The organism is Chromobacterium sp. Beijing (genome assembly GCF_021496765.1).
GTDB lineage: Bacteria > Pseudomonadota > Gammaproteobacteria > Burkholderiales > Chromobacteriaceae > Chromobacterium.
On record NZ_CP053750.1, the window covers coordinates 393,559 to 410,370 of the forward strand.

The following is a 16,812-nucleotide window of genomic DNA, read 5'->3' on the forward strand; positions in this document are numbered from 1 at the left end:
TTGTGTGATTTAAAAGAAGTCCTCCTGAAAGAGGGGGCTACAGGATGTTTGATTTGTTTGAGTGGGTTTCATTGTTGAATTCCTGAGTGTTTATTAAGCTTTGATGATTGGGTTGCTTTTGGGCGGAGGGCCAGGTTTCGTCAGAAGGAAGGCCGGCCCTTCTTGAGGGAATTAAAGTCATTGGTGCCCCCTGTGCCACAACGCATGCTAGCACCATCTTACAAGTGGGTAAATGAGGGTGTTTTCAAAAGAGTTGTTGTCTGAAGGTTATATTGTTGATTTTGCCCATTCTTTCAGGGGTGAAGAAGGCGGCGGCTACAAGATACGCAACAATAAGAGCATCAGTGCCAGTTATTGATAAAGCAAAAGCGCCTAATGCCAACTGATACGCAAAGGTATGCAAATGCCTGTGGCAGGGGAGTGTTTATTTCAGCCGTTATTCGTGGGCTGACGCTATTTGCAATGCCTTGCCTGCAAAGCCAAACCCTTTGGACATTCTTCGCATGCTATCGCCAATGTCTTTATGGTCAATAGCATGCTGGAAGCGCGGGACTTTGAACCCGTTCTTAGGCCTTGTCACCCGCGGCTAATCGCGCCGGCCGGCCGTCGCCATGGCGGGGAGCGCGGCGTTTGCCGCCGCGCTCCGCCCAATCGCCCGGGCAACCAGGGCCGCGCCGGCGGCCAGCGCCAGGCCGAACAGCAGCAGGGCGGCGGGCGCGCCCAGGCGGTCCAGCAGCAGGCCGGTAAAAATCACCGGCAGGCTGAAGCCGATATAGGCCAATAGAAAGAAACCGGCGCTGGCGCGCGGCTTTTCCGCGCCGGCCAGCGCGTTCACCGCGGACAAACCGCCCAGATAAGTGAAGCCGTAGCAAGAGCTGCTCGCGCCCAGCGCGCCGAGCAACACCGCTGTCAGCGAACCCTGGGTCGCGCCCCAGGCCAGCAGCGCGTAGCTGGGCGGCAGCACCAGCATGCCCAGGCGCACCGCGCGGCCCGGCGGCATCGCGCGGGCCAGCGGCTGGAACAGCAGGCCGCAACTGATCACGGTGAAGGTGGAAAACCCGGACCAGCGCGCCAGCCCGTGCGCAGCCAGCACCGAGGGCAGCAGCGCGATCACCAGCCCCACCGCCGCCCAGGCCAGCAGGATGGCGCAGCCAAAGGGCAAGCTGCCGGCGGGGAAATAGGGCGGGCGCAGCATCGCCGTATGGTGGCCGCGCGGGGCCGGGTCCGGCAAGCCCGCCACCGCCAGCAGCGCCGCGCCGGCCAGCACCAGATGCATCCAGAAGCTGGCCGGCGTCAGCGTGCTCTGCCACAGCAGGCACACACTGGTCAGCGCCGCGCCCAGGCCAAAGCCCAGCGAGGTGCTGGCCGTCACCCACAAAGTGGCGCGGCGGCCGTCCGGCTCCGCCATCAATTCCCCCATATAAGCGACGCCGGCGGCGGAAGCCAGCGCGGTGCCGCAGCCCAGCAGAAAGCGCGCCACGGCCAAGGCCTCCAGCCGCGGCCACAAGGCCATGACGGCGGTGGCCAGCATCGCCAGCGCCAGCGCCGCCAGGATCAAGGGCTTGCGTCCCAGCCGGTCCGGCAGGCCGCCCAGCGCCAGCAGTACCGGCAACACTCCCAGCACATAGGCGGAAAACGCGGTGGCGGTGGCCGCCGCGCCCTGGCCGGCCAACTGCGCGTAAGCGGTGTACAGCGGCGCTTGCAGATTCACCGCGCAAGTGATCAGGCACAGGCCGAAGGCCAGCCGGGCAGGGTGGCGCGTGTTCATGCCGCCTCCGGGAATAAAAGAGACACGGTGGGACAAACAGTGTGGGCGGACAGTGGGACGGTCATAAGGTGAGGCCTGGCTAGGATAAAGGGTGCGGCGGGCCGCGCGACACGCCACTATCCGGCCCACCCATGACGGCAACAAGTGACAGCGGCGGCCATTTGCGCTTAACTGTTTGCTCATTATCAGCAAACAGTGAGCCCGCCATGCGGCTAGAACTCGACCGCGCCAGCCGGCAGCCGCTGGCGCAGCAAATCGCCGATCAACTGCGCGCCTGGATACGGCGCAGCCGCGTCCGCCCCGGCACCCGGCTGCCCTCCATCCGCCAACTGGCCAAGGAGCAACAGCTCAGCCAGTCCTGCGTGATCGACGCCTACGACCGGCTGGTGGCGTTGGGCCTGCTGGAATCGCGCCACGGCGCCGGCTTCTTCGTGGCCGCTCCGCCGGGCCGCGAAGAAAGCGAATGGCGGGAAACCATGGAGCCGGCCTGGGGCCAGTTCAGCGACAGCGGCGAACAGCTGAAGCTGGGCTGCGGCTGGGTGCCGGACAGCTGGCGGGACCAGGAAGAACTGGGCTACGCCATCCGCCACATCACCCGCTGCCAGCCGGCGGACCTGTTCGACTACAGCACCCCGCTGGGCCTGCCCGCCTTGCGCCGGCAACTGCAACAGCGGCTGCGCCAGATCGACATCCATGTGGAACAGGAACAAATCCTCACCACCAACGGCGGCAGCCACGCGCTGGACCTGCTGGCGCGTGCGCTGCTCAAGCCCGGCGACACCGTGCTGGTGGAAAGCCCCGGCTACTACAATCTGTTCAACCTGCTGAAATTCCACGGCATAGAAATGCTGGCGGTGCCGCGCGCCGGCAACGGGCCGGACCTGGCGGCGCTGGAAGCCATCCTCGCCCGGCATCGGCCCAAATGCCTGTTCATCAACAGCCTGTTCCATAACCCCACCGGCACCTGCGTGACGCCGGCGGTGGCGCACCGCCTGCTGCAACTGGCCGAGGCCCATGACTTCCTGATTGTGGAAGACGACATCTACGCGGATTTCCAGAACCACCCCGGCGTGCGCCTGGCGGCGCTGGATTCGCTGGGGCGGGTGATCTACGTGTCCAGCTTCTCCAAAACCCTCAGCTGCTCGCTGCGCGTCGGCTATGTGCTGGCCCAGCCTGAGCTGATCCGCCAACTGGCCAATATCAAGATGTACACCGGCATCGGCACCCAGCGCTTTGCGGAATGCGTGGCGGCCCAGCTCTTGTCCAGCGGGGCTTACCGCAAGCTGACGCAAAGGCTGCGGCTGCGGCTGAACCGGCAAATGGCCGCCACGCTACAAACGCTGGAAGCCAACGGCTGGCAAGTGTTCGCCGAGCCGCAGGGCGGCATGTTCGTCTGGGCGCGCACCGGCCGCCACAACTTCGAGGACATGCAGGCGGAAGCCGCCAAGCGCGGAATCCTGTTGTCGCCGGGCAGCGGCTTCATGCCCGGCGGCGAGGACAATGACTGGCTGCGGATTAATGTCGCTTATGCCGGCGATGCACGGGCGCTGGGGTTTTTTGAGGGGCTGGGAAGTTTATAGCCTGAATGATGATTTGGAGGGAGGGTTCTGCTTCTCGGCCTTAGCAGTCTTTCATCGATCCAAATGGCAATGACTGCTTTATATAAAATTCCGGACTCATTCCGAACTCTTATAGGTGTCTTGGGCATCCCCAGCGAGACTGACCTGGGGTATGCAAGGGTCAGTCGCGCCTTCAACGCCTGACACCGTGGCGAAGTATGTCGATGGTATTGTTCGCCAAAGCCAGGGTTATAATGCTGAAAAATGGCGTGCTATAGAAAAATCTTGTGGAGAGAGATGGGCAATGCTTGCATCGTGTGCTGCCTGGCTGCGGGCTCGGGCGAGCGTGTCTTTATCGGCGGTGCTCGGTGGGCCGAGAATCAACAAGAAAATCTACCGCGCCAAGCATGACAACGGTTATTCCAGCTTGGTCACGGAATTGGTCAGCCAAGCGGACCTCTCCAATGCCATGTTGGTGTAGTCCACGACCACATCCAAGGATGTCAAAGAAAATACCGCGTATCATGCTGAGTTACACACAGACAAACCCAATCTACGCCTGCACAGGTGTATTTTTTTCACGTTAGGGCATATGACTAGGTACCGCTCACAGCGCATAGCTTCTCTCATTGCCTTGGCTGCACTTCTCGTCGCCGTAGGCCTCGCTGCATGGTTCAAGTCGGTAAATCCTTACGGGGTTTGGCTCTACACGCCGAAAAATTGGTGTAGTCATCCCACAAACTCATTTACCCTGGCTTATGGCGTGACGACATCGCTAGCCACGTTCATTCTTGGGTTGCTCACATTCGTTTTCTGGGCCGCATCGCGCCTTTCAAGGTCGCCAGCCGCAGCAGCAGCCTTACGAGAGAAAGCCTCTGTCGCAGCTTGGTCAGTGTTATTTGTCGCAGTTCTTAGCATGGTTGCACCTATTACCGAATCCTGGCTTCCAAATGCCCAGGACCCAAGGTGTGCGGCCCATGTGCCTTAACAGTACGGTCAAGGTCGCTATGGCCTCCGTTTGATGCGCCACAATCGGCGAACGCCTTACTGGTCTGTCCCGCTCGCCTGTGTGCCTACGAGGCGTCATTAAGAGCCTGTTCCTGATTTTTTTTGGGGGGGAATTTGCGCGGCCAAATTCCCTGCAAGCCTGGCCTACGGCTTCCCGCCGGTTCCCGTCAGGCCCGAGGCGCGGTTGAACTCACTACGTGCGAATCTTTGATTCGCTCAGTGTTAATTTGCTAACGTCAAATCGCTCAAACAAAGCAGCCGCTTAAAACCTCGGGCCTGCCACCCGACGGCAGGCTTGAAGGGACCTAGGGCGCATCGGAGACGCGGTTTCCTGTGTAGCTATGCAAGGTTTCAAAGCACTAAAACTCTCAGATCGATCAAGGAGACTATCGATGCCGACTGAAAAAGAACGGGCCGCTCGGGACGCCCAGCGCGATCTGGGAACGGAACTGCTGGAATCCATGCGCCAGATGAAGGCGGACCAGGCTGCCCGGCGCACCCAGGTTACGCCCACGCTGGCCGCGCAGGCGCGTTCGCGGATGGGCATGTGCCAGACGGAGTTTGCCGCATTGCTGGATGTCAGCAAGCGCACGCTGCAGGAGTGGGAACAAGGCCGGCGCATGCCCACCGGCGCGGCGCAGACCTTGCTGCGGGTGGCAGTGCAGCATCCGGAGGCGTTGCGGGAGTTGAAATAAGCTTAATGATCAAACGACCTCTTTTTATGACATTCCTTGCCATTCTGGCTGGCTGCTCTGATCCAATGGTGGAGGCTATCGCAAGCCGTGACACCTTCGCTTACGCGGCTGTAAACGATGCAAGAGACAAGCCGGCCTTCACGATTCAAGCCGGTACATCCTGCCTGGTTGGTAAGACCTTATTCGGCAAAGTTGATGCATACACAGAGGTGGTGTGTGGTGACAAAAAAGGATGGGTGTTGGAGTCAGAAAATATGAAGTCCTCAAAGTCAGTTGGTGGCTAGGCCGACAATGTCTTCTTGCTTTGCTTTGAGAAAGCCCTTCGAATAGGGGGCGTTGCTACCTTCTTAGCCTAAGTGGGCAATTATGTTGCTGACCGTGATCGGCCAGTTCCTGTCGTTCATGGGCGTAGCAAAGAGGAAAGATGAATGACCGCCGTAATTCAGTTTGCTGACATTTAAGTTTGACGAGAGGGGGCGCTGTAGCGGAGAAGGGAGCCCACAAGTGTAGTTTGTGGATGGCTCCTGTCGGCGGAATAGTTAGGTGTTGGACCTATCACTCATCTACCCATATCTCAATAACAATTTCGGAGTGCGTTCCGCGAGAGGTGGAGGGCTCTTCAAAGGGTCTCGGACGAGTACAATCTTTATGCGCTTTCCAACGATATACTTTTTGACACCTTTCTTTGTGTCAGCCACAGTGTCGTACGTGTAGTGATCACCATTATCTAGGTGCGCATTAAATGCTGGTGATTCGTTATGCATCCCCACGCGGCCTAGCAAGGTTATGACTCCCTCTAGTTCTGTTTTCTGAAGCCTGCCAGCCTCAATGCTTTGCCACCATTCATCAGATCCAAAAAGGCCAAAGGTTCCTTTAAGGCCAAACGGGCGTGAAAGATCGAGAGTGAGTGCTTGAGCAGTCGCAACCTGTCCGGAGTCTGAGGCAAGTTCATTCTTTAGTGAGTAGACGAGTTGCATGTGTCTGAGGATACCTAACGTAGAGCTAACTGGCGCTGCCCAGCTTTGTTGTGCAGCGTCTGGTGGACGGCAGGATTAGACTCAAATCCCTCTTGCTGCAATGACGTTTTCACCTTGGTCCATGACCTCGATTTTCAGGCTATCTGTGATTTTCACGTTTGCGGAGAAGCCAAAGCAAACGCGATTCAGAAACTTTAATACGTAGTCCGATGTTGTTGAATTCTGATTCAAAACGACCTCGATGATATCAGATTTCGCGGCAACCTTCTTTGCTCCCTCTTGAAGCCCAATCGGTGACACAAGGATTCCCCCTGACGCCCCAAGGTCTTGAATGTTCCATGCCAAAGCCGCCGTGATTGCTTGACTGATACCAGCCTTTGTATGGCGTTTGCACTCAACGACGATGAAGTGACTTCTGTCAGTTGCAAACCCCTTGGCATCTATTTCCCATTTGGTTCCGCTGTCGCCAGCTACCAGTTGCTTTCCCTCAAATCTGCCGAGCCCGAAATGCTCAGCGAACTGATTGAGCAGGTACGTGGCTACTTCTTCGTATGTCTTCCATTTTTTCTCAGGCATGGCCGGCTCCTTTGGGTCTAACTTAAATAGATGGCACTACAGTTGTATAATAATAACAGAGTGCAGTATATCCTGGATAACGGAGCCCAAGAAGCCTAGCCAATATAGGTGATCGGAAGGCCCAATGGAATATCTACGAGCATATATGGTAGCCATACGTGACACAGCCCAATGACGTATGGACTGTGCCTGGCGTACTCTCGGCTGTCATCCTGTTAGCAGCACTTGTCTACGGCTGGCTGCTCTAGCGCTATTTCCCCGACGTTCGTTCATGGCCGATAAGTAAACCTTTAAAATACTCATGGGTAACGTCCATTTCGGCGGAGAAGCAATCTCCTCTATATCTGTCGCGCAGATAGAGTCGCAAGATACATACATGATCCAGGCGGAGTTTGTGGCGTTGCTGGATGGCAGCAAACGCGCGCTGCAAGAGTGGGAACAAGGCTGGTGCGCGGCCTCCGGCGCGGTGCAAACCGTGCTGTGGGTGGCTGAGAGCATCTGGAAGCGTTGCAGGAGCTGAAACCGGTCTAAGCGGTGTTTGAATAGGAAACAGCCTCTCGTTTGAGAGGCTGTTGTGTTTGTGAGGCTGTGGCTGGAATGGGGGTTCAAGGGGATGTTTTGAAAATAGATGTTTTTCTTATCTATTGCAGTTTTCAATGAATTGGCACAGCGCTACTATTTGGGTTTTTAATTCAGGGCTAAATGGTTCGTTTGGATAGTCACTAATGTATTGTAGTGCAATTTCTTGTTTTAAAGCAGTCCTGATTATATTCTTGTTGTTTTTGTAGTTTAGTAAGTTTTCCCATTTGCTGTTCTTTGCAAAATTCTTGGCGCTCGGATGGTTCTTTTTTATTGTTGTAATTAATCTGTCGTAATTTAAATAATTTTCAATCTCTCTTCCATCTGTAATCCAGGTGAGGCCTGATCCATTTTCGAACTCTGTTTTGAGCCTCTTTTTTGTTTGGTTAAGATGTTTGTGAGCAGAGGACTTGTCGCTATCAATTACAATGGCTGCATTGCGATTCATGGATCTAAGTGAGATTAAGTCTTTTGCTAGCTTTTCTGATTCGTCGTTGTCTTCGCCACTGAGGTGACTTGCAAGTCTTCCACCGTAAAACATGATGGAGTATTGTGTTCCCTCAACAAGGTTGGGGTTGTGAATCGATATCCAATGTTTTATATATGTTCGGTCAGAGGGACCCTCTACCCAAATAATACAGTTGGTTTGAAGTATGTCGGAGGCTTTGTAGCCTAATTCTGCACAGATCTCGGATTTTTTCTTTGTTGATGCTATTGACTCCAGCGAGGATGTTTCCCCATTATTCCTAATGTGAAATATTTGCGAGTCAGTAGAGTCGAGTAAGTGTGCAGAGTGAGTGGTGAATATATATTGGTTTTTTGTGTTTGTTGAGAGGTAAGAAATTAATTTCTTTTGTAGGTGCGGGTGTAGGTGAAGCTCTGGTTCCTCAATGCATATTATTGAGTTGGACTCAATGGTTGCTGCAATTGCGAGAATAATAACCTCATGTACGCCAGTGCCAAGAGAGCTTAATGGTAAAATTTTGTTGTCCATGTCTACTAAAATCATGGAGTTGTCGTGTGGTATTTCTATTTTGGCACTTCTGTTCTCTAAAACTTCTTGAGTAAATTTGTTTATTTTGTTGAAAATTTCTCTGTCTGATCTGTTTTCAATTCTAGGGTTTTGAAGCTTTGAAAGTCGATTTATAATTCCATTGCCACTGTAGTCGTTAAAGTCAGTTCCTTCTGCGCCTATTTGTCGAATGGCAGGTATGTAAATTATGTTTTTCTTATTTGGTAGGGGCGGGGTTAACGCTGCGACTGTTTGAGGAAACCAATGATTTTGTAGGTCCCCGCCTCCCGCTCTTGTAATACTTACCCAAAGCCTTTTGAGCTCCTGTGAACTACATATGTTGGAGTTATAAGGTTTTATGTTGCAAGGTTTTGTTTGGTTATCTAAGTGGGTTGCTGAGTATGTTACCCATATGTGTTGGTCAATTATTTCAAATACTTGACGATAGAAGTTTTTAAATATTGCGCTTGAGCCATGTTTTGCTATGCCTTCGTGTCTTTGAAATATTGAATCTTCGTAGTCTTGCAGTGGGTAGCAGTATGAAAAGGAAAAGTTACAATTGATATTGATTGGCTTCTCAAGTGAGGATAGCTCAAAATTTGAATTCACATTAACAAAGTGGCCTGATGTTTTTAGAGCGTCTATGCAGTGATTGTGGTGTTTGTGTAAAAAATCAATGATATTTGATTTTCCGGAATTGTTTTTTCCGATAATAAAGTTAATTTTTTTTAATGGATAAAGCTTTTCTGTTTTGATAAAGCTTTTGTACCCTCCAAATCCAAATCCATATAAATCAGTCATTTTTTTCCAGTGTGAAAGTGATTGTTTTTTGTTTTGATTGGATGGTGTGTTGATTTTTTACTTGTGTATAAGTTATATCATTTGATATGTTTTTGCAAGATGGTGGAGAGGGCTGTGTTTTTTTATGCAGGCATACCTTATAGTGTAAATTCTCTTCTCATGAGTGTTACTAAAAAGCTAGATGATAAGATGATCGTTTTGTTTTGATTGATATCGGTTGTGTCCAAAGTCTAAAGAATAGTTGGTTTGTGAAGGGGGTCTTAACTGTTTTTCTCATTATGCGGGTGGTACATGTATTAATGAGAGACCGACTTGAAGGCTTGACCCCCGTGCCTCCCTCAGCAACAATCTCCCCGTGCCGTTCTATCCCGGCACTGGGCGTGAGAACCCATCCTTGTTTTATCGACTGCGGGCGAAATGCGACTATCCGTGCATTTCGCGCGTCCTGTTGCGTCTGTATGGCGGACCGGATGGGGTAACCTTCTGGTTGGCCAGCTCGCAGTCGCTGGTTTCTCACGCTCTGTTCGGTCTGCCTTCCCCCGTGAGAAGGGGGTGGCGGTACTTCCACAGACTGCAGGAGAAATGTCATGTCAAAGAAGCTCTCTCCGATTCCTGTTTCCTTGTTTGACCTTGCCGACTTCCCCAACCCCCGCCGTTCCCGCTACCGTTTCCCCTCCAGCGAAGCCAAAGACCTCCGTCTGCCGTTTGTCCGTCGCGTGCCGGGCCGCACCTATCCGCATTACTGGCAGCCGGCGGAGCCCCAGGATTATTTCGAGGCTTGCGCGATTGGCCGCCAGTACGCGGCGCACATGGCGCAGTTGTTGAAGACCAACCGTCAGCATGCGGCGCGTGGGCTGTTGTTCCGCATTGCCAGCGATATGGATTTTGCCGATAAGAGTTACCGCATCGGCCTGTGCAAGGGCTTCTTCAATTATCTGGAGATGCTGCTGAATCTGGCGGTGGAGCGGGTGGATCTGGCCCAGCATGTGGAGGCGGTACAGCAGCTTTATCTGTGCCTGGAGCAGTTGGCTGAGACGCAACAGCAACAGCGGCGCAAGAAGCGCGGCCGGGGTCGTCAGCGCTGAGTGCGTTGACCATGCAAAAACGGCCCTTCGGGGCCGTTTGGTTTTGTGCTGTGTTATTAGAGCCTGTTCAAAATCTCGCGCGCAAGAGCGAGACAAGGCGGAAACCGCTGAGACAGCGGAATGTACAAGTGGCACATGAGCATTTTGAGCTTGTACTCACCGTGCAAGACTTCACGACGCGCAGCAGATCGTAAACAGGTTCTTAGCGCGCGAGTTCGGAGTAATGGTGCTCGTCGTACTGTCCGTCCAGATAGTCGTTGACGCGGTCGTTGAAGGCGATCCAGTGCGGTGTTTTCTGGTGTTCGGCCAGGCGCTCCTTGCTGTCCCACAGTTCGATCAGCGCGTAGCGCAGCGGCTCGCCGGCTTGCTGCCAGAGCTGGTAGTAGTTGCAGCCGGCCTCCTTATTGGATTCCCGCACCATGGTGTTGAGCAGGGTGAGGAAGTCTTGTTGGCTTTCGGCTTTGACGTTGAAGAATACGTTCAGGGTAATCATGTGGGGCCTCTGGTATTAGGGTGAATGAATGCGAATGTTCCGCTGCCGTTGGCGCGGTGTATCCATGGAGGCCATTTTACGAAGCCCAGTTGTTCGTTAAAAGTGAAATATAATTAGCTTTGTATTCGTTTTTTATGAATCGCTATCGTGATGGCTCAAGCCCAGGCTGGGTGAGGGACGGGCGGCGGTAAAAGAAAAACGGCCCCGAGGAGCCGTTTCCGTTTCACTATCGTAAGTGGCTTAGAGCCTGTTCAAAGTCTCGCGAGCAAGGGCGAGACAAGGCGAAAACGAGCGAAAAAGCGGAGTGTACAAGTGGTACATGAGCATTTTGAGCTTGTTTTCAACGTCGTATCGCTGAAGCGCAGCAGACATTGAACAGGTTCTTAGAACGCGAAGTGCTCGTCCTGCAACTCCATCAACGGCTTGGCGCCGGCCTTGAGCTTGGCCAACAGGCTGTGTACTTCCGGGAACAGCTTGCTCATATAGAAGCGGCCGGTCAGGATCTTGGCCTGGTAGAAGCCGTCTTCGCCGCCGCCCAGCTTGGAATGAGCCACTTCCGCCATCCGCGCCCACAGCCAGGCGTAGCTGAGGTGGCCGATCAGGCGCAGGTAGTCGGTGGCGGCCGCGCCGGCTTCGTCGCGGTTCTGCATGCCGGCCATGCCGATGCCCATGGTCACTTCGCCCACGTCTTTCAACAGCTTGGACAGCGGGGCCACGTAGTCGGCCAGCTTGTCGTTGCCTTCATTGGCCTGGCAGAACTTGTGGATTTGCTTGGTGAACTTGCGCAGCTTCTGGCCCTGGTCCATCAGCACTTTGCGGCCCAGCAGGTCGATGGCCTGGATGCCGTTGGTGCCTTCGTAGATTTGGGAGATGCGGCAGTCGCGCACCAGTTGTTCCATGCCCCATTCGCGGATGTAGCCGTGGCCGCCGAACACTTGCATGCCCAGGTTGGCGGCTTCGTAGCCGTTGTCGGTCATGAAGGCTTTGGCCACCGGGGTGAGCAGGGCCACGAGGTCGGCGGCGTCCTGGCGGGCGTCGGCGTCCGGGTGTTTGTCTTCAATGTCCAGTTGCAGCGCCAGCAAGCTGGTCAGCGCGCGGCCGGCCTCGGTGTAGGCTTTCTGGGTGAGCAGCATGCGGCGCACGTCCGGGTGGACGATGATGGGGTCCGCCGGCTTGTCCGGGCATTTGTCGCCGGAGAGCGAGCGCATTTGCAGGCGTTCGCGCGCATAGGCCAGCGCGCCCTGGAAGGAGGCTTCGCCTATGCCCAGGCCTTGCATGCCGCAGCCCAGGCGGGCGGCGTTCATCATGGTGAACATGCAGGACAGGCCTTTGTTGACTTCGCCAATCAAATAGCCCTTGGCGCCGTCCAGGTTGATCACCGCGGTGGCGTTGGCCTTGATGCCCATCTTGTGTTCCAGGCTGCCGCAGGCCACGGGGTTGCGGCTGCCGTCGTCATGGAATTTGGGCACGATGAACAGGGAGATGCCTTTCACGTCCTTGGGCGAGTCCGGCAGGCGGGCCAGCACCAGGTGGATGATGTTGTCGGACATATCATGTTCACCGGCGGAGATGAAAATCTTGGTGCCGGTAATGCTGTAGCTGCCGTCGCCGTTGGGTTCGGCGCGGGTTTTGAGCAGGCCCAGGTCGGTGCCGCAGTGCGGTTCGGTCAGGCACATGGTGCCGGTCCAGCTGCCGTCCACCAGTTTGGGCAGGTAGGCCGCTTTTTGCGCTTCGGTTCCGTGGGCATGAATGGCAGAATACGCGCCGTGGGACAGGCCGGGGTACATGGACCAGGCCACGTTGCTGGAGCACTGCATTTCCATGATGGGGAAGCCCAGCGCCTTGGGCATGCCCTGGCCGCCGTAGGCTGGGTCGCAGTCCAGCGCCGGGAAGCCCAGTTCACAGTATTGCTGGTAGGCTTCCTTGAAGCCGGGCGGGGTGGTGACAGATTTGGTGGTGCTGTCGTAGTGACAGCCTTCTTCGTCGCCCTGGCGGTTCAGCGGCGCCAGTTCGCTTTCACAGAACTGGGCGGCGGCCTCCAGATAAGAGCGGAAAATGTCCTGGGTGGCTTCTTCGTAGCCGGGCAGGGTGGGGATGATGTCCTGTACCTTGATCAGCTCGTGGAGCACGAAATCGAAATCCCGCAGCGGGGCTTGGTATGCAGGCATGGGTCTCTCCTGTTGGTTTGCGCGGCCTGGACGATCCGGCCCAGGTCTGTCGTGTTTGGGTTCGCCCTGCGCTTGGGCGAATAATTCAAACGCTTGTTTAAATTATCGACGTGGCTTTGACAAGCTTTTCGCGTTTTACCCGTCGCCGAGTGTGGTTTAACGGCAACGCGCGCGCACAAGGATCAAAAAATTCCAGATGACTTGGTTTAGACGCAAGGTACGCAAATGGGTTGCCTACCGGCACCATTGGTTTCAGAAGCCCGGCTTGCGCCGGCTGGCGCCTTACCTGGACCGGCCGGCGTATTGGTCGCTGAACCGCCGCAAGGTGGCGATGGGGGTGGGGGTGGGTTTGTTCGCCGGCCTGATGCCCGGCCCCACGCAAAAGGTGACGGCGGTGGCGCTGGCTTTGCTGATGCGGGTGAATCTGCCGGTGGCGGTGTTGTTCACGCTGTACACTAACCCTTTGACCGTATTGCCGCTGTACTTTCTGGCTTATGCTTATGGCAAGCTTTTACTGGGCAATCCGGCTGCGGGTACAATGACGCCGCCGCCCAATTGGGACCGGATGAGCTTGCCGGATTGGTGGCACGCCTGCCTGAATTGGCTGGCGGAGCTGGGCTGGCCCTTGCTGGTGGGATTGCCGGCGCTGGGCCTGACCTTTGCCGTGATCGGCTACGCGTTGACGCGGCTGCTGTGGCGCTGGGCGGTGATCAGCGCCTGGAAAAGCAGGCATTGCAGAACACTTTAAGGGGTGATTGTGGATCTGGTTGAAAAGCAGTTGTCGACGGAGCTGGTGTATCAGGGCGGTTTTCTCAAGGTTCATAAAGACGAGGTGGCGCTGCCGGACGGCGCGGCGTCCACGCGCGAATACATTCTGCACCCCGGCGCGGTGGCGGTGCTGGCGCTGACGCCGGACGGCAAGCTGGTGCTGGAGCGCCAGTACCGTTACCCGACCGGCCGCGAGTTCGTGGAGATTCCCGCCGGCAAGATAGACCCGGACGAGGACCCGGCGGCCACCGCAAGGCGGGAGCTGTTGGAGGAAACCGGCTACGCGGCGGAGCGCTGGACGTATCTGGGCACCGCTTATCCGTGCATTGGCTATTCCAACGAGCGCATCAGTTATTACCTGGCGGAAGGGCTGAGCCAGCAGGGCAGCCGGCTGGACGAGGGCGAATTCCTGGAGGTGCTGACAGTGCCGCTGGCCCAGGCGATGGAGATGACGCTGAGCGGGGCGATCTGCGACAGCAAGTCCATCGTGGGCCTGCACTGGCTGGCGGCGCACCAGGCCGGGAGGATGCCGGGTGTCGCCGTTTGATCCTTACCGGGATCGACGGCGCGGGCGCCGCATCAGCATGGGCTGCAAGGCTCGCATCCGTTCTTTGATCAGCGGCGAAACCCATTACGGCGAGTGCGTGGATCTGTCGGTGGACGGCATGGCCTTGCGCTCGTCCTTTGTGCCGCAGTTCGGCGAGCGCCTGTCCGTGATCGTGCTGGCCCCGGGCGTGGGCGGCATGCCGGGCAAGCCCTTGGAGGCGGTGGTGGAGGTGAAGCGCTGCAACGAGGTGCAGCGCGGCCGCATCTATGAAATCGGCGTGCGCATTGTGCAGCGCAAAGGCTGAGCGCCGCAGTCCGCGCGGACGCGGCGCATTCTTTATATTCCCTTCTCTTTTTCCGCCGCGCTGCGCGGCGTGAATGTTTCAATCGCCGCGATGGAAACGTTTGATTCTCAAAGCGTTTTTTTAGGGCCGATTTCCGTTTACTCCCGCTTACACGCCGCTCGTCTTCCGTTACAAAAAAAAGCTGGCGGAATTCACCATCCATTTCAAATACTTGTATTGAATCTGGCTCACGATCTCATATTTTGTGTGCAGGCGCGGTTTTGCCCTGCCAGGCTGTGCGTTATGCTATACCCAGAAAAAGAAAGCCGGAAACAATGTGAATACTCTAATTCAGCAAGGGGAGCAGCGGATGCCGCGTGCATATCGTTTGCGCCTCTGCTACCTGCCAGGAGAGAGCCATGCACCCGGATATCTTCAGTCACTACGCTGCTCGTTACGACAAGACTCGTGAGGAGGAGTACACCATCCAGGAGTACCTGGAGCTCTGCAAGAAAGACCCCGGCGCTTACGCCACCGCCGCAGAGCGCATGCTGGCCGCCATAGGCGAGCCGGAGCTGGTGGACACTCGGCACGATTCGCGTCTGTCCCGCATCTTTTCCAACAAAGTCATCAAGGTCTATCCCGCGTTCCGTGATTTTTATGGCACCGAGGAGGTGATCGAACAGGTGGTGTCCTACTTCCGCCACGCCGCGCAAGGCCTGGAAGAGAAGAAGCAGATCCTCTATTTGCTGGGCCCGGTGGGCGGCGGCAAATCGTCTATCGCCGAGAAGCTGAAAGAGCTGATGGAGCTGGTGCCGTTCTATTGCCTGAAAGGCAGCCCGGTCAACGAGTCTCCGCTGGCGCTGTTCAACTACGACGAAGACGGGGCGCTGCTGGAAGAGGAATACGGCATCCCGCGCCGTTATCTGAAGAGCATCCCCAGCCCGTGGGCGGTGAAGCGGCTGCATGAGTTCAACGGCGACATCGGCCAGTTCCGCGTGGTCAAGCGCTACCCGTCCGTGCTCAAGCAGATCGCGGTGGCCAAGACCGAGCCGGGCGACGAGAACAATCAGGATATTTCGTCGCTGGTGGGCAAGGTGGATATCCGCAAGCTGGAGAAATACGCGCAGGACGACCCGGACGCTTACAGCTACTCCGGCGGCTTGTGCCTGGCCAACCAGGGCTTGCTGGAATTCGTGGAGATGTTCAAGGCGCCGATCAAGGTCTTGCACCCGCTGCTGACGGCCACCCAGGAAGGCAACTTCAAGGGCACCGAGGGCTTTGGCGCGATTCCGTTTGAAGGCGTGATCCTGGCCCACTCCAACGAATCCGAGTGGAAGCAGTTCCGCAACAACAAGAACAACGAGGCTTTCCTGGATCGGATCTACATTGTCAAGGTGCCGTATTGCCTGCGCGTGTCCGACGAGATCAAGATCTACGACAAGCTGATCCGCAACTCTTCGCTGGGCCGCGCGCCGTGCGCGCCGGGTACGCTGAAGATGATGTCGCAGTTCGCGGTGTTGTCGCGGCTGAAAGAGCCGGAAAACTCCAGCCTGTTCAGCAAGATGCAGGTGTACGACGGGGACAATCTGAAGGATACGGATCCCAAGGCCAAATCCATCCAGGAATACCGCGATTACGCGGGGTGGACGAGGGCATGAGCGGCTTGTCCACGCGCTTCGCCTACAAGATTTTGTCCAAGGTGTTCAACTTCGATCACAGCGAAGTGGCGGCCAACCCGGTGCACTTGCTGTACGTGATCGAGCAGCAGGTTGAGCGCGAGCAGTTCCCGGCGGAAATCGAGCAGAAGTATCTGACCTTCCTGAAGGAATACCTGGCGCCCAAGTACGTGGAGTTCATCGGCAAGGAGATTCAAACCGCTTATCTGGAAAGCTACTCCGAATACGGCCAGAACATCTTCGACCGCTACGTCAGCTTCGCGGACTTCTGGATTCAGGATCAGGAGTACCGCGATCAGGACACCGGCGAGATCTTCGACCGAACCTCCTTGAACGCGGAGCTGGAGAAGATAGAGAAGCCGGCCGGGATTTCCAACCCCAAAGACTTCCGCAACGAGATCGTCAACTTCGTGTTGCGGGCGCGGGCCAACAACGGCGGCAAGAATCCCACCTGGACCAGCTACGAGAAGCTGCGCACGGTCATAGAGAAGAAGATGTTCTCCAACACCGAGGAGCTGTTGCCGGTGATCTCCTTCAACGCCAAGGCCAGCGCCGAGGATGCGAAGAAGCACGAGGACTTCGTCAACCGCATGGTGGAAAAAGGCTACACCGCCAAGCAAGTGCGTCTGTTGTGCGAATGGTATCTACGAGTGCGCAAGTCCTCGTAAGCCGTCGCTGATCCGGCGCCGCCTGGGGCGGCGCCGGAAATCGCCCGCGCGGCCGCTGTCGCCGCCGGGCGGTGAAGAATATAACAACAGCAAGCCAGGCGATGGCCGCCCGCGGGCGGCCGCCGCCGGCACAGGCAAAGCGAGGT

Annotated in this window: 14 protein-coding genes and 1 pseudogene; 10 read left to right on the forward strand and 5 right to left on the reverse strand. The window is 56.2% G+C overall.

The genetic code is table 11. From position 1 onward, the window contains the following. Positions 1 to 586 precede the first annotated feature (586 nt). On the reverse strand, positions 587 to 1,768 hold the full coding sequence (locus HQN78_RS01890) for an MFS transporter (RefSeq protein WP_235087566.1): 1,182 nt from the start codon (positions 1,766 to 1,768) through the stop codon (positions 587 to 589). A 206-nt stretch (positions 1,769 to 1,974) separates the two neighbouring features. On the opposite strand from HQN78_RS01890, the gene HQN78_RS01895 reads away from it, so the two are divergent. From HQN78_RS01895 to HQN78_RS01910, 4 genes are all read left to right on the forward strand, one after another. After that, positions 1,975 to 3,348 (forward strand): PLP-dependent aminotransferase family protein, encoded by a 1,374-nt coding sequence (locus tag HQN78_RS01895; RefSeq protein WP_235087568.1) that lies wholly within the window; start codon positions 1,975 to 1,977, stop codon positions 3,346 to 3,348. Positions 3,349 to 3,535: 187 nt separating this feature from the next. Continuing rightward, positions 3,536 to 3,808, forward strand: a complete 273-nt coding sequence (locus tag HQN78_RS01900; protein WP_235087570.1) for a hypothetical protein — start codon at positions 3,536 to 3,538, stop codon at positions 3,806 to 3,808. 919 nt (positions 3,809 to 4,727) lie between these two features. Further along, positions 4,728 to 5,030, forward strand: coding sequence for a DNA-binding transcriptional regulator (locus HQN78_RS01905; protein ID WP_235087573.1), 303 nt, complete (start codon positions 4,728 to 4,730; stop codon positions 5,028 to 5,030). Positions 5,031 to 5,035: 5 nt separating this feature from the next. Beyond that, complete coding sequence (locus HQN78_RS01910) at positions 5,036 to 5,314, forward strand: hypothetical protein (RefSeq protein WP_146176664.1); 279 nt, start codon at positions 5,036 to 5,038, stop codon at positions 5,312 to 5,314. Between the two features lie 774 nt (positions 5,315 to 6,088). Here the strand turns inward: HQN78_RS01910 and HQN78_RS01915 are convergent. Further along, positions 6,089 to 6,583, reverse strand: coding sequence for a hypothetical protein (locus HQN78_RS01915; RefSeq protein WP_235087575.1), 495 nt, complete (start codon positions 6,581 to 6,583; stop codon positions 6,089 to 6,091). Between the two features lie 394 nt (positions 6,584 to 6,977). Here HQN78_RS01915 and HQN78_RS25400 point away from each other — a divergent pair, with 394 nt between their 5' ends. Continuing rightward, positions 6,978 to 7,103 carry a hypothetical protein gene (locus HQN78_RS25400; protein WP_255701207.1) on the forward strand — a complete coding sequence of 42 codons (126 nt, stop codon included), beginning with the start codon at positions 6,978 to 6,980 and terminating at the stop codon, positions 7,101 to 7,103. Positions 7,104 to 7,220: 117 nt separating this feature from the next. On the opposite strand, the gene HQN78_RS01920 is transcribed toward HQN78_RS25400, so the two are convergent. Beyond that, positions 7,221 to 8,975 carry an ATP-binding protein gene (locus HQN78_RS01920; RefSeq protein WP_235087578.1) on the reverse strand — a complete coding sequence of 585 codons (1,755 nt, stop codon included), beginning with the start codon at positions 8,973 to 8,975 and terminating at the stop codon, positions 7,221 to 7,223. 587 nt (positions 8,976 to 9,562) lie between these two features. Here HQN78_RS01920 and HQN78_RS01925 point away from each other — a divergent pair. Beyond that, positions 9,563 to 10,060, forward strand: coding sequence for a hypothetical protein (locus HQN78_RS01925; RefSeq protein ID WP_235087581.1), 498 nt, complete (start codon positions 9,563 to 9,565; stop codon positions 10,058 to 10,060). Between the two features lie 202 nt (positions 10,061 to 10,262). On the opposite strand, the gene HQN78_RS01930 is transcribed toward HQN78_RS01925, so the two are convergent. Both HQN78_RS01930 and HQN78_RS01935 read right to left on the reverse strand, forming a co-directional pair. After that, positions 10,263 to 10,553: a putative quinol monooxygenase gene (locus HQN78_RS01930; RefSeq protein ID WP_019104322.1), complete on the reverse strand. Its 291-nt coding sequence runs from the start codon at positions 10,551 to 10,553 to the stop codon at positions 10,263 to 10,265. Between the two features lie 383 nt (positions 10,554 to 10,936). Further along, on the reverse strand, positions 10,937 to 12,721 hold the full coding sequence (locus HQN78_RS01935) for an acyl-CoA dehydrogenase C-terminal domain-containing protein (protein WP_227104176.1): 1,785 nt from the start codon (positions 12,719 to 12,721) through the stop codon (positions 10,937 to 10,939). A gap of 196 nt (positions 12,722 to 12,917) precedes the next feature. Here HQN78_RS01935 and HQN78_RS01940 point away from each other — a divergent pair, with 196 nt between their 5' ends. The 4 genes and pseudogenes from HQN78_RS01940 to HQN78_RS01955 all read left to right on the forward strand — a co-directional run bounded on the left by HQN78_RS01940 (position 12,918) and on the right by HQN78_RS01955 (position 16,666). Next, positions 12,918 to 13,469, forward strand: coding sequence for a DUF2062 domain-containing protein (locus tag HQN78_RS01940; RefSeq protein WP_019100393.1), 552 nt, complete (start codon positions 12,918 to 12,920; stop codon positions 13,467 to 13,469). A 9-nt stretch (positions 13,470 to 13,478) separates the two neighbouring features. After that, positions 13,479 to 14,036, forward strand: coding sequence for an NUDIX domain-containing protein (locus tag HQN78_RS01945; RefSeq protein WP_235087584.1), 558 nt, complete (start codon positions 13,479 to 13,481; stop codon positions 14,034 to 14,036). Continuing rightward, complete coding sequence (locus HQN78_RS01950) at positions 14,023 to 14,340, forward strand: PilZ domain-containing protein (protein ID WP_081545720.1); 318 nt, start codon at positions 14,023 to 14,025, stop codon at positions 14,338 to 14,340. Before HQN78_RS01945 ends, HQN78_RS01950 begins: the two co-directional genes overlap by 14 nt. Before the next feature lie 398 nt (positions 14,341 to 14,738). Further along, positions 14,739 to 16,666, forward strand: a pseudogene (locus tag HQN78_RS01955) (PrkA family serine protein kinase). Positions 16,667 to 16,812: the final 146 nt, after the last annotated feature.